The organism is Agrobacterium sp. InxBP2 (assembly GCF_026191755.1).
In the GTDB taxonomy this organism is placed as follows: domain Bacteria; phylum Pseudomonadota; class Alphaproteobacteria; order Rhizobiales; family Rhizobiaceae; genus Agrobacterium; species Agrobacterium pusense.
In genome coordinates, this window is sequence record NZ_JAINDY010000021.1 from 24,655 (window position 1) to 38,369 (window position 13,715).

Here is a 13,715-nt window from a genome sequence, read left to right on the forward strand (position 1 = left end):
TTGAGATACTGCCGATTATCGTGAGAAGGGCGAGATTTCCTCCCGCGCTCAGTGGGCAGTAGTCCTCCAACAATCCGCCATTCCAAATCCGTCAGGTCGCCGCGAGGCAAAATCGCTTCCTAAAAGGCAGTCTTGAATCATGCTCTATGGATAGAGCCGCCTCCCTGCGACTTCAAGGTACATAAAGACCACAACCGCATCGAACGAATGTTCAACAGGCTCAGACAGTTCCGACGGATTGCCCCCCGTTACGACAAGACCCGAACTTCCTTCGAAGCGTTCCTTTCGCTGGCCGCCGCAAAAATCTGGCTGCCGCACTTCACACAACGCCTTTAGCCCAGCAATGGCTCAAATCGCTTGTAAGTCCACCATCGCCTATCAACCGGAACCTGCGGTCCATCCGATGGTGGAGACGTGAAGACAGTCATTATTGTTTCATAACAAAAATCCGAGATGACCTCCGATGCGACCACCTCCATGCGTTGTCGGTCATCATCGCTGAAATCGTGATCGATCAAGAATTCCAGCACAATCTTGTTGCCGCTCCAGCCGCACGTAACGGCGGCGAGTGTCGATGATACGGCCCCGAGTAAGGCGCGTTGCACACTAAGTCGAAGTCGTATTTCTCGATCAGGTCCGGACATCGAATCCTCCGTTAGGAGCGATCTTATCGCATTATCACTGATAAGTTTGTCAACAAGACCTAGTTCGTCTTCTCATCATACGGCGCGGCCTCGAGTTCATTTGCAGCATTGAGGATCCATACGTCATCTTGATTGTGGTAAAGTAACCACTGTTCAGCAGGGTCATCAGTATTGAGCCACGTCTCTAAGACCCCACCTAAATCAAACTCGAACCGGCATCGCATAGTATCTGGTATGTAAGAGACCGAACGTAAAATTTGGCCGTCGAGAAAATGCGCGGCTCTCGACATCTGAGACTGGTCTGAATTGCTACTCGCCAATAGAGCAGCATTATCTAAAACGTGCCAGCGACAACAATAAATCCACAGATGCCATTCCCCGTGAACTGATATACTTCGCCGCTTTTTCCTCGTGGTGGGCTCTATACGCCGTATACCTGCCCTTCCAAACTCGAAAGTTAGGAAGCTTCCGTGCCCCAATCGCACCAGCCAAGCTGGCTCACCTATTATGGGTTGGAAGATATTTCTGAGAAGTTCGCCATTCAAAGTCGCAATACCTCTAATTCAAGTCAAACATGTCGACTGCAATTTGCTTTATCTCGTGAAACGAATAGCCTTGTCCCGTAATCTCGTCGTGCAGCCTTCTGCGCTGGTTTGGGCTTAGTCCTAGCATTCGCACTATATCGTCTACCTGCTTGTTTTGGGCCTGATTGTTTCCAGGTGTCCCCCCTTTGCCAACGAAATGTAACTCAGCTTTGGCTATAGCCTTATATGTTTCAAGAGAAATCGAAGCACCAGATGTCGAAAAGAAATACGTGCCTGCGCCACCTATTTCAATCTGACATGTTCCCCCGTGTATTCCACATTGTTCCAACTGAGCCAGAACCTGAGGATCATCCCGATAAGAGGCGATTGCAGTCGCCGATTGGGCATCTGTGGATGACAAATTGCCGTCGGAAGCCATCTTTGCAAAGACACTGCCGATAACTTCGGTGACCGTCTTGCCTGCCTCAATTGCTGCATTCAAGCTGTTGGTGGAGATATAGACCTCGAGATCGACGTGCTTGTCTTTGGTGACTTCATAAGCCTTGTTTGGATCGCGGTTGAGTTCGTCGAGCGGGATGGTAGAAGCACCGTCCTTTTCCAGCACCGCTTGCTGCTCCTGGTCACGAATGACAATATCGCCTGGCCCGACAGTGGCGCGTACCGTCTGGCGAGTGTCGTCGAGCCGGTAGGAACCTTCCAGCGTATGGTTGGTGGTGGCGTTACCGGCTGCGTCCTTTCCACTGGAAAGATCGATACCAAGATCAACACTGAAACCTTCGTAACCCTTCTGGCCTTCAAAGTTGTCGTGGGTCAATGTGCCCGTATCGAGTATGAGGTCACCGGTTGCAGAGATGATCTTTCCGGCACCCAGATGGGTATTGCCGCCGACGGTGACGTGCATCGCTCCATTGGAAACGAGGCCGGACTGCTCAGTGATCCAGTTCGTTTCTCCAGAACCGCTGCCACCGCCAACTTGCACGCCGGACAGAAGCTGGCCTCCGCCGAGGCTGAAGCCGGCCGAGGCGGAGTGGTTGGAGTTTGTACCGGTATCTGGCACGGACAGGATCGTGAGATCACCACCGACATCGGCAGTGACCGTGTCCCCGGAGACCACCGCACCCGCGAGACGCGTATCGTTTCCTGACTTTAGAGTTATGTCACCGGTTCCGCTGACATGACTATTGACCTGATTTGTCCCATCGGCGTTGGAGTTGCCGACGGACGCATTGGCCCCGCCCGTCAATCCGGCGCTGACACCGTTGATGCCGACGCCAGCGGAAACACCGAAGTTTGCACCGCCTGACATGCTGCTCGTCGATGAGCTGTTGGTCGCCTGGGCGCTTTCGAGAATGATATCCTTGCCGGCCTTGAGCGTAATATCACCGGCTTTTTCATTGTCGGAGACCACGATCTGTCCTTCTGAACCGTAACCTGCAGCGATTTGTGCGCCATGGCTCGTCAAATCCCCGGAGACGGCCTCAATCGTTACCGACTGCGCTGCGCGTATCTCGGTCGGAACCGGGACAGAGGATTGCGCGGTTTCCCTTTCTTTCTGGTAGCTGAATCCCACGGTCAGCGACGCCGAGACAAGGTTGCCGCCCTTGGCAATCTTATCAAGCGCATCATAGGCTTTCAGCGAGGCAAAGGCAGCATTGGCGGCAGAATAGCCATCATTGATGGTCGTAAGCTTCTGTGCTGCGCCGCTTACGCTGGTAGCCGCGTTCACCACCGAGGTCGCCACCGACAGACTTACGCCCGCGAAAAACTCCTCATGCAGGCTTTCGTAGTTGGACTTGTCCTGCGCGGAAAGCAGATTGACGTTGCGCTCCGCAAGGATGGCGACATCGCGGTCTGCCGATAGCTGAGCGGCCTGCAGGTTGGCGTCTCGGCCAGCGGATATGATTAGGTCACGACCGGCAAACAGGATGGATCTGGCGTTAGTCTCTGATGACTGACTGGTCCGATCGACCGACTTGCCGTAGCCGATACCGATCGATGCGCTGCCGTTGCCAGATTTCACCTGAATGCCGAAGCCCGAGCGTTTTTCCTTCTCCTGCGATGAGGCACTTTCAGCCCCGGGAGTGATATTGACGTCGCGGGCTGCCTCCAGCGCGATGTCACGGCCGGCCATGATAGAAGAACCGATAACATTGACGTCGTTTTCGCGCGCCGTGAGAGTAACATCGGTCCCGGCAGTCAGCGCGGAGCCGACATTAAGGGTAGACGATTGGCTCTTTTCTTTCTGTTCCTTGCCCCAGAGCGAGAGGAAGCCGCCGCCGGAACCGGCGAACAGGCCGGATTTCTTGCTGCTGCTTTCCAGCGCATGCTGCTCCTCGGCTCCGATGATGGCGACGCTGTCACCCGCGACGCTGATCGCATCGCCTGCCGTTATGTTCGAGCCGGCGATGACAGCGTTGCCGCCAGCATTTAGCTTGATGTTGCCGGATGCGGAAAGCTCGGAGCTGACTGTGGCTTCGTCGTAGTTGTACTGCGTCGAGCTCTTTTTCGAGAGAAAGCCCCTGGATGAGGAGCTCTGCTCGAACTCCGCCGTATTCCTGCCCGACGCGATCAGCAGATCGCCGCCCGCGCTGACATTGATATCGGCTTTGTCGGTCTCGTCGCCGGCAGTCACCTTCGAGGCGGAGACGACGGTATCTCCACCTGAGATGATGGACACGCCCTTCCCACTGCTAACCGATGATCCGACGACGGTCTGCGTTTCCGTGTGGCTCGTCGTCTGTTTGCTTCCGCCGAACAGACCGCCCTTTTTCCTATAGGTGTAATCTATCGTGGTGGTGTCGATGGCCTCAGCGATTGTCACATCGACGGTCGCTTTCAGACCGACCGTTCCATCGGCAGCAATGTTGCTGCCGATGACGTTGAGGTTGCCACCTGCATTGGCTGAGACCGACCCGCCCGCGGTGATCTCGGAACCCTGGCTGGCGGTTCTCACAACCGTCGTAAAACTCCGCTTGTCGCGCAAAGTGCTGGTCGTCGACCGTTCGGTGACGGAGATATTGATGTCTCCATTCGACGTCAGGCCGAGATTGCCGCCGGCCGTCACCTTCGCATTGGCGAGCAGAATGTTCTCGTTACCCTTCAGCGAGGCATTGCCACCCGCCGTGAAGGTGCCGCCGATTGCCGCGATCGACGAACCAGAAACGCTAAGATCGCCGGTCGATGCCACCATCCCTGATGTTGCAAGCAGGCCGGTATCGATCGTCACCTGATTGCCCGCGATCAGCGCGCCCGCAGAATTCAATCTTTCCCTGTCATTGGCGGCGAGATGTAGTACCGGCGCAAGAACGGTCGTACCGTTCACCGTCTGCCACTCATATACGACGACGGATTCGGTGAGGCTGGCGATCTCCTCGGCCGTAAGCGGTTCGCCGAGCGGGCGCTGCTGCGCTCCCAGATAGGCGGCTCCGTTGTCGAGCAATTGCTTTATCTGAGCGATCGAATCCTGCCCGGTGAAGCCGGAACCCGTCGCCAGTTTGAGCTGCTGCTCAATATATTGGTTCTCGAAATAGGCGTCTCCAAGGAACTGGATCTGCCGGTCCGGCTGGTAGCCGATGCGGCCAAGGAAATAGCTCGATCCGTAGAATTTCGAGACATCGAGGAAGGCGGCACGCGTTTCATAGAGGAACGTCTGACCGGGAATGGTGCCGCCAAAGCCGCCGGACTGCGGGCCTGCAACGGAGCCAATAGTGAACAGCGCACCGCTTGCGGTCATGCCAGCGAGCAATCCGGTCGGATCGCTCGACGGCGCAGGCGCTACTACGCTGACATAATCTGCGATCGTACCTGCTGCGGCGGTATTGTTAACGGTACCAAAACCGGTAATACCCAGCGCTCCGCCAGAGCGGATCGCCGCGGGAACACCGCCGATCGCCTCGACGCTTTCTACACTCCGTCCTGGCCCGATATCCTTTGACGCATCGCGCGTGCCAAAGGGACTGGGACCAGGCATGGCGACCTGCCATGAACCTTCCCAACCACCTGTATCGCCGCTTGTTTTCGATTCCCGCCACTCATAGATGACGTCAGGATAATATTGGCAGCCACCTTGTTGGTTGCAATTGAGCGAAGTGGTACGCTGCAATTGCAAACCGAGATTGTTAAGAGTGCCGGAGCCAACAAGTGTCATGCCGGAGCCGGCTTCAATGTTGCTATAGGCATTGGTAAGATCGACGGTATCGACAAAAAGCGTATTGCCCGCCCTGATTGTCGCTGCGGGGCTACCAGCCGATGTGAGACGGTCTTCAATCACATCACGATAGACATGGCGAATGGGCGCACCAATGACGAACTGCTTGCCAGCAAAAGAGACGGGAGATGAACAATCTCCACATTCGCGTGCATAATAGGTGTCATAAGCCGACACGAGTGCGTTTGAGATTTGCTGGCTCGTATAGGTCGGAGCCACGCTTTTCTCGTTACGCAGATTTGCCGTCAGGATCGAGATATTGTGACTAGCGGAAATTATACCTGAACTGTTGACCGTAGCAGCATTGCGCGCGCCAGAAGCACTTCCAGCAATTGTGAGGTCACGACCTGCGACAATCGCCCCCTGATCATTAGCCAGCGCGCCGCCCACGAAAAGTGCCGCGTCGTTACCGGCATAGATGAGCCCCGTGGCGGTGTTGGTCAGGTTGCCGGCGATATTGAGGGTAAGATCATTGCCAGCAGCCAGCTGACCGGAGTTGGCAAGTTGCGAAAGCGACAGCGTCAGATCATGGGCCGCAAGAATATTGGTGGCGTCATTCGCAGTGAGGCTACCCGCTTGGATCGCGATGTCACCTGACCCCTGAACGGAACGAGCTGTGCTGCTCGCGGTGACAGCATTGAGCCGCGCACCGGTCAGATCTGTCGTTCCAGATGAGGTGAGATCAATGCCACCTGACGTCAGCGTGCTGTTGGTGAGATTGATATTATTGGCATTGATGTAGAGCGTGCCGGATGTGGCAAGTCTGCTCCTATTATTTGAAAGATCGGCATTTTGCTGCCTGATCCTGATGTCGCCCCCTGCTGCCGTGCGTTTATCGAAGCTGATGACACCACCTGTCGAAGACAGCAAAACGTCTCCGTTTGCCTCCAGACTGTCATAGCGGATGTCACTGCCAGCCGAAGCCTGCAAATTCCCTTCTGCAAGCACGAGCCCGGAAATCCCCAGATCAAGGCCGGAGAGCAGAGCCAAATCGCCTTTCGAAAGCAGCGAGCCCGCTGTGATTGCTCCTGAGGCCGCCGTAAGTGACATCGCCGCGCCAGACTGGGCCGTGCCGCTGATGGCAATGGAGCCAGCCCCCGACCATAGCGAAACAGGTCCGGCAGCCGACGCGTCGGCCAAGGCAATACGTCCGTCTGCCAGAAGGTTGAGTGCGCCACTCGCCCCGAGAGTACCGGCGACATCGATGAAGCCTGCTCCAACATTGATCAGGATATCCTCTTCTGCACCGATAGAAGCGACCCTGGCGTCCTTCCCCGCCTTGACCGACACTGATTTTTTCGAGGTCAGACGACCGGCCGAAACACTCGCCTTCGAAGAGATGCTGACGCCGTTATTGCCAGAGGTATTGCCGATCGAAATTTTACCGTCTGCCGACAGCGAAAGCTCCCCGGCATTGGCCGCCATGTCGCCGCGCATGCGAACGCCGGCACCTTTTTCCGTGACAACCATCTTGATGCGGCCGGCCTGCATGGCCCCGAGCGCTGAACCATCGATTGCGTATTCAGGTGTTCCGGAGGTGGCATCGAGGGCTGTTGCCTCCCCGGTGGCATAATCGAACTTGCTCTTGCCGGCGGTCAGACGCAAATCCTCACCGTAGATCGTTCCGTCGATCTGGATGGTACGGGACACGACATCGAACAGACTGACTGCACCATCACCAAGCGCAAAATTCCCACCCCCAGGGCCGAAAGTGACATCCCCTGCGTTGACCGTGAATCCATTGAGACGTCCATCGCTGCCGATGTCAGGCACACCTGTCGTCAGCGTGGCTCGTGGCGTGTTGATGAAACCGCAGCCGTCGCAGGTGATCCCGTTCGGATTGGCAATGATGACATCGGCCCTGCCACCGAACACTTCGGTCGGACCGAGAAGCGAACTGCGGTTTTGCGACGTGACCTCATTGAGGATGACGGACGCAGGGCCTTTACCTTGCAGATTTGAATTGCCGGGTGTCACGCCACCCAGTTTCGAGGTGCCCACCTCACCATTGAAGTTGTTGAGAATGACCCCCGGTGTGCCGACGTTGAAATTGTTGTATTTGTTGTGCGACAGACCTTGGCTGTTGGGTCCGACGATATCAATGAGCGGCACTCCGTTCGGAGCAGCCCCTATCCCGGGGCGATTTGCAAAAGATCCTCCAACTTCCGTCGATATGTCCTGTGCGTGAAGAAGCGCTGGCTGAAGCAGGAGCGTAAAACTGACAACGGTGGCAATGATTTTTTGAGCCAGCGTCCCGGCACCAGCGAACAACGCGAGGTCGATTGTCTTGCGTGGAAGACGCTTAAACTGTGATGTCATTGTTGCTCGCCTCTCGTGGCAGACGGAATTTGGGGCTTAGCGGTCTTTTCTGCTCGTGTCGGCCGGAGATGGCTTGCTGTCGAGTTTCTTGTAGACATCTGCCAGCTTCGATTGCGGAGCTGGGCATTTTTTGCTTTTGGCGATCTCGGCAAGGACCTGATTGCGGTTACGTAAGGCGTCGATCTCCAGTTTTTCCGGCGATTTCGGGTCCATGAAGAAAAGGGCGGGCCAAAACAGAAGAACACCGGTCGCGCCAAGGACCACGTTCTTACCCTGCGCATCGGATCGTTCTTTCACCGTCGAGAGCACCTGGCGCTCATTGGCCTCGAATTCGCGCTTTATGCCGGCGCAATCGAAAGCGCTGTCGGCCGGGTTGGTCGAGGAGACCGGATTCGCCGCCCGACCACCGCAACCGGAAACGACAATGGCCGTTGCCACCAGCGCGGATACGAAAGGTAATTTGGAGGTGTTAAACGAAGATCTGATCATAATATTCTCTTTTGAAGCCTACCAGCGTGCCGTTACGCTGGCGAAAATGAGATTTCCGCGTCCGCCACTCACGCTGCTGGAAAATGCCTGGGAGTAGCCGAAATCGGCACTGATGTTTCCGCCCACGAGTTTCGCACCAACGGTCCAACTCGCGAGATAGCCTTCGGGAATATCGAAGCGATGCTGCAAGAACACGCGGCCATAATCGAGGCCCAGGTAGGGGCGTAATTCGCCCAGAACGGGCGCCAGACTTGTGCCCTCCCATGGCATTGTCCGCCAAACCAGTTCGTTGCGGCTGAAAAATCCGTTGTTACCGAATATGACGCTTTCCCTCAGGCCGCGTACGTTGCTGTAGCCACCAAGTCCGATCTGTTCTGCGCCAAACATGTTATCGGGCGAATATTGGGCATTGAGGAGCGTCGTTAACTCGAACCGCTGGCCAGCGGCCTCGAACGGCCGCGTTGCGGTGACAGTTGTGGTAAATTTCAGAAACCGAGGATCGGCCGTGCCGGCTCCGGGCTCGCCGGCCTCCACGGCGTCGAAGAGATCGAGGCCCTTATCAAGGGAGAAATCGAGGGCGATGACGCCACCCAGAATTCTCTGTGAACGCGACAAGCCCAGACTGCCAATCGTGTATCTACGGCTTCCCACCTCAATTCGATTGCCGAGAAGAAAGTTGTCCGTCTGCTTGTAGGTGAGACCGCCTCTGAGGGTCGTGATGGAATCCTTGTCGCGCAGAATGACGCGGTCTATGCCAAATCCAACCTGACCGGAATTGCCCGATGTTTCGATCGGTCCAAAATTGCCGGGGATGGTGCTCTCATATTCGTACCAGGACCCATTTGTTGAAAAAGTCCAGTAGCCATAAGGTACACTTGTATTGACCGAATAGCTGTTGCTGTGCCCGCGGCTATCGTCGTCCCAAGGGTAGTCCGGGCCGCTACGCCCATAGGAGAACCCCAACTGATCATTGATGCCCAACAGGTCGTCTAAGCCGACGGAAACATTGGTCTGGGAGTAACCGGTACTCTCTTGACCGAGATTGTTGTTGGAAATGCTCGCATACCAGCGCTTGCGCGGCTTGTTCTCGACATTGAGGATAGACGTTCCATCTTCCTTGCCCGGCAACATCGAGGTTTTTGCGTCGTTCGATGACAGGCGATTGATCTGGTCCAGCCCCTGTTCAATATCGCGAATATTGGCCACCTCACCCTTCACGCCGGGAAAAGCCGTCGCGAATGAACCGTTTCTCGCAACAGGGTGGCCGTTAAGGTAGATATTCAAGATCGTGCCTTCGACGACCACCAATCGCAGCAGTTCTGTTCCGGCAATATCCTGTGGAGGAACATAGGCGCGAGACGTCACGAATCCCTTGTCGAGATAGAGGTCGGTGATGGCCTTGAGCAGAGTGGTGATATCCGCAACACCGATGCAGCGATTGTCGTAACCCTGCGTAATTTTTCTGAATTCAGCGGCGGACAGCCGTGTCGCACCTTCGATCTCCACGCGCGAGATATTGAAGCATGGGCCATTGGACTTCGCCTCGCCTCCTGGTGCCCTGTCCACACGGCTAGTGACGCCACCAGGCGTGACCTGCTTCAGGTTTTCCAGCCGCTGCAACTGTTCTTGTTGTTCTTGCCGCCGGGAAAAATCATCGGCGGGCGACTGTGCACTTGCCTGCCCTGACGCGATCAGGCTCGCAAAAAGCGAAATGGCAAAGGTCCGCTTGAAAGCGTCCGTCGACTTAACGGAGGCATTCCGCTCTGCCCGCACGGCGACCGCGGATGTTGCGAAGATTTGATTGGCCGGCGCAACTGCGAGATAAAAATCAGGAGGGAGTAGCCATCGGAAACCCGGAATGAAAGCAGCAAGTAGCATATTTGGGAGGCCTGCATTTGAAATGAAGTTTGTCGCGGCAATGCCGCCCATGCTTCACTCTGCAGCTATCCTTGCTGTCGATCCCCTACCGGGTGCATAGATCAGTTCATCTGATCCAAGAAGCGTTAAAGTAGTAACTTTCTTTGCGAAACGATAGTCGCAAGTCATTTGCCCAAGGAACCGCGCACGCTGAAAATTCACGTAATAATCAATCTTGCCAACACCATGGCATGGATATTATTTTTCATCCGTGAATTTTAAGCACGATCCGCCAATCTCCATTCGTGCGTTTTCTCGAGTCAAACAACAACCAGAAGTTATTGCAACAAGCGTTGGTCTGCAAGACCGCATAGAAACCAAAGTTAAGGGGAAACTAAAATTGTTTCTCAGATGGGATATGAACGGTGGCGAGACAACGCAATTCAATGGCTAGAACCGATAGTTCAGACCGACCACCGGCCCGCTCAGCCTCGAATCAAAAACATAACCGTCGTCTGAATAATCCACGTCGAGCACCTTGTAGCCTGCCGAGACGGACAGGGTGTCGGTAAAAATGTAGTTCACCGTCGCCAGTGCGGACCAAGTGAAATCCGACCCCGCTCCAAAGCCGCCGATATCGAACTGTCCCTGCACGGAGAGTTTATCCGTGAGGTTGAAAAAGGCGCGCGCGCCGATCACGGGATCAACCCACCCGAAACTCTCCTGATGCGTAGCTGATACGCTGCCGATCAGGGGATGGCTTGCGGTCACCGCCACCTCATTAGAAATATGCCAGAAGCGAGCCCCGGCAAGCGCGTCCAGCGAAAATCCATCTGCATCAATGATGCGGTATCCGGCCTGCAGCGTCGCCATGAATTCTTGCGTATCGACATCTGCATCGATCGCAGCGCCGGCCGGCAAGATCGGCAAACCGGGAATTTGCAGTGCCGGCAGCGGCCCGGCCGCCTTGCTGTCCGTAGTATCGACATACATGATGTCGCCGGAGAGGACGAAGCGGTCATAACGGCCCCAGACGTTAAGAAACCCGCCGAAGTTGAGATCATCCATCACATCGGAGAAGGATTTTTCGACATGAAGCCTCGGCGCCCGCCGGAACGGCGAGATGTTGCCGTTCAAACCAGTGGCCCATAGATAACCCGTGGCCTGAAACGCCCAATCGGCTCCATCAACCGTTGCGGGCGCGGCACGAACCTCATCCGCGCCTGAGGCCGCAGTTGCGGAAAAGGCCGTAAAGACCGAAAAAACCGATAATTTTAGCAATGCCTTCTCCCCAACTAATCGCCCGTAGCTAAACCTATTTGACTCCCGCCAACAAGTCCGATCTTCTATCATACGCTGTATCTTGTACCGAAAGCACCGGAGACGTTTAAATGCGCCCGAAGACCCTGCCGCTTTTCTCTGCCTTCACCGCCGCCATGGTGTCCATCGCCACGCTCACCACGTCAGGTGCGGAGGCCTGCACGCGTTTCGTTTATTTGGGCGAGAATAATCAGGTAATGACGGCCCGTTCGATGGACTGGAAAACCGATGTGGGGACAAATATCTGGGTTTTCCCCCGCGGCATGGAACGTTCCGGTGAGGCCGGTCCGAACTCCATAAAATGGACCTCGAAATATGGCAGCGTCATTGCATCGGGTTACGACATTTCCACGACGGACGGCGTGAACGAGGCAGGCCTGGCGGCCAACGTTCTCTGGCTCGTTGAGTCGAGTTATCCCGTCTATGACGGTAAATCTCCGGGCTTGTCCATCGCAGCATGGGCGCAATATGTGCTCGACAATTTCGCGACCGTGGAGGAAGCGGTGCGTGCGCTCGAGAAAAACCCGTTCACGATCGTGACTGATAATGTCCCCGGCGAAGAGCGTCTGGCGACACTGCATCTATCGCTCTCCGATGGGAGTGGCGACAGTGCGATCGTTGAATATATCGATGGCAAGCAGGTCATCCATCACGGCCGCCAGTATCAGGTGATGACCAATTCGCCGACTTTCGACCATCAGTTGGCATTGAACGAATACTGGAAGCAGATTGGCGGCACCGTCATGCTGCCGGGCACGAACCGCGCGTCCGACCGTTTCGCCCGCGCATCCTTTTACGCAAACGCAATACCCAAAAGCGAAAACCCGGTCGAAGCCATCGCAAGCGTGTTCAGTGTCATCCGCAACGTCTCCGTTCCTTACGGCATCACGACCCCGGACCAGCCCAACATATCCTCCACCCGCTGGCGCACGGTGATCGATCACAAGCGCAAGCTGTATTTCTTCGAATCCGCGCTGACACCGAATATTTTCTGGATTGACCTGACGAAGCTCGATCTTTCCAAAGAGACGGGTACAGTGAAGAAACTCGACCTCGGCCCCAATCAGATCCATATCTATTCCGGCATGGCGAATGACAGCCTGAAGGAGACTCAACCTTTCAAATTTCTGGGGCTTTGAGTCTCATCCTGGCCGCTGCGGTTCCATGGTCGCCGGAGCGTCATGAAAAGCGGTAATGCAATCTCACACAGCCCTTGTCGATTGCCGTTGCACTTATCAGCGTCGGGCTTGCCCGATAACCGGTCAGAGGAAAGAGCGGCTGGCCGGAGCCGAGCATTTCCGGGATCACATATATTTCGATCTCATCCAGCGCGCCGCGCTCCATGAAGGCCATCTGCAGCCGGCCCCCGCCGAGCATCCAGACATCGCCGTCATCGAGAGCACGCAGTTCCTCGATCAGCGAATCCAGGTCGGCGCGCACTTCCAGCGCGCCTTTCGGCTGCTCGATCGGCCGCGACGTGACGACGATGACACGGTGGCCGTCATAGGCCCAGGGGCTCTGCTCCCCGGCAATGAAATCATAGGTCGCCCGCCCCATGACCACGGTCCTTATCCCCTTCAGGAACAGGCGATAATCATGCTCGCCGAGGTTCATGTCGTCATACTTGTAGAGCCAGTCAAGAGACCCGTCTCCCGCTACGATCAAGCCGTCCAGACTGGTAGCAATATATCCGCGAATGACCGCCATTTCATCCTCCTTGATTTATAAATGAATATACGTTTATAAATATCCTCATGCCAAGACACAAGCTTGTTTCCGATGAAGAGGTGCTTGACGCCCTGCTGCCGCTGATGTTGCAGACAGGGCCTGACGGCCTGACCTTTGCTGCCGCCGCCAAAGCCAGTGGCCTCTCTGCCGCTACGCTGGTACAGCGCTACGGCAACCGCGAAGACCTAGTGGAGTCTGTGCTGATGCGCGCATGGGACAACCTGCTGGCGCAGACGCGGACAGCGGACGACGAGGAGCCGTTGACGCCGCAGGGCGCGATATCCCTGCTGATGCGGCTTATGCCGGGTGACGCTGCAGAACAGAACGCCTGTGACGGGCTACTGCTGCTTAGAGAAGATATCCGCAATCCGAAACTCAGGGCGAAAGGTGCCCTCTGGGGCAAGATTCTCGCACAATCGCTGGGGCGTCGGGTCTCGAAAGATGAAAAAGCCGCAGCGAGCCTCGGCTGGCAGATGGCGGCCGTCTGGCAGGGCGCGCACACGTGGTGGGCGTTCACCCGCGGTGAAGACGCGGATTCGGCAATTCGAAGAGCGCTTCAGGATTGGGTGGATATGGTGGAACGGGCCGGGCGGTGAACAGAAATCC

General features: G+C 56.0%; 7 protein-coding genes and 1 pseudogene. 3 read left to right on the top strand and 5 right to left on the bottom strand.

The features are described from left to right. Positions 1–168: 168 nt before the first annotated feature. A pseudogene (locus tag K7A42_RS26030) lies at positions 169–336 on the top strand (IS5/IS1182 family transposase); the annotation flags it as partial. 866 nt (positions 337–1,202) lie between these two features. On the opposite strand, the gene K7A42_RS04135 reads toward K7A42_RS26030, so the two are convergent. The 4 genes from K7A42_RS04135 to K7A42_RS04150 form a co-directional block, all read right to left on the bottom strand. After that, a complete protein-coding gene (locus K7A42_RS04135) occupies positions 1,203–7,715 on the bottom strand; it encodes a hemagglutinin repeat-containing protein (protein ID WP_234899239.1) in 6,513 nt (2,170 codons plus the stop codon). A 36-nt stretch (positions 7,716–7,751) separates the two neighbouring features. Next, positions 7,752–8,204, bottom strand: coding sequence for a hypothetical protein (locus K7A42_RS04140; RefSeq protein ID WP_044459930.1), 453 nt, complete (start codon positions 8,202–8,204; stop codon positions 7,752–7,754). Between the two features lie 18 nt (positions 8,205–8,222). Then, a complete protein-coding gene (locus K7A42_RS04145; protein WP_174151536.1) occupies positions 8,223–10,133 on the bottom strand; it encodes a ShlB/FhaC/HecB family hemolysin secretion/activation protein in 1,911 nt (636 codons plus the stop codon). A 378-nt stretch (positions 10,134–10,511) separates the two neighbouring features. Then, positions 10,512–11,342, bottom strand: coding sequence for a hypothetical protein (locus K7A42_RS04150; protein ID WP_282454919.1), 831 nt, complete (start codon positions 11,340–11,342; stop codon positions 10,512–10,514). A gap of 110 nt (positions 11,343–11,452) precedes the next feature. On the opposite strand from K7A42_RS04150, the gene K7A42_RS04155 reads away from it, so the two are divergent. Next, positions 11,453–12,520, top strand: a complete 1,068-nt coding sequence (locus tag K7A42_RS04155; RefSeq protein WP_174151537.1) for a linear amide C-N hydrolase — start codon at positions 11,453–11,455, stop codon at positions 12,518–12,520. Positions 12,521–12,560: 40 nt separating this feature from the next. Here K7A42_RS04155 and K7A42_RS04160 read toward each other — a convergent pair whose 3' ends face one another. Next, the gene (locus K7A42_RS04160) at positions 12,561–13,088 is read right to left on the bottom strand and encodes a dihydrofolate reductase family protein (RefSeq protein ID WP_112416264.1); all 528 of its coding nucleotides are present in this window, start codon (positions 13,086–13,088) and stop codon (positions 12,561–12,563) included. Between the two features lie 47 nt (positions 13,089–13,135). On the opposite strand from K7A42_RS04160, the gene K7A42_RS04165 reads away from it, so the two are divergent. Beyond that, positions 13,136–13,705: a TetR/AcrR family transcriptional regulator gene (locus K7A42_RS04165; RefSeq protein ID WP_174151538.1), complete on the top strand. Its 570-nt coding sequence runs from the start codon at positions 13,136–13,138 to the stop codon at positions 13,703–13,705. Positions 13,706–13,715 lie beyond the last annotated feature (10 nt).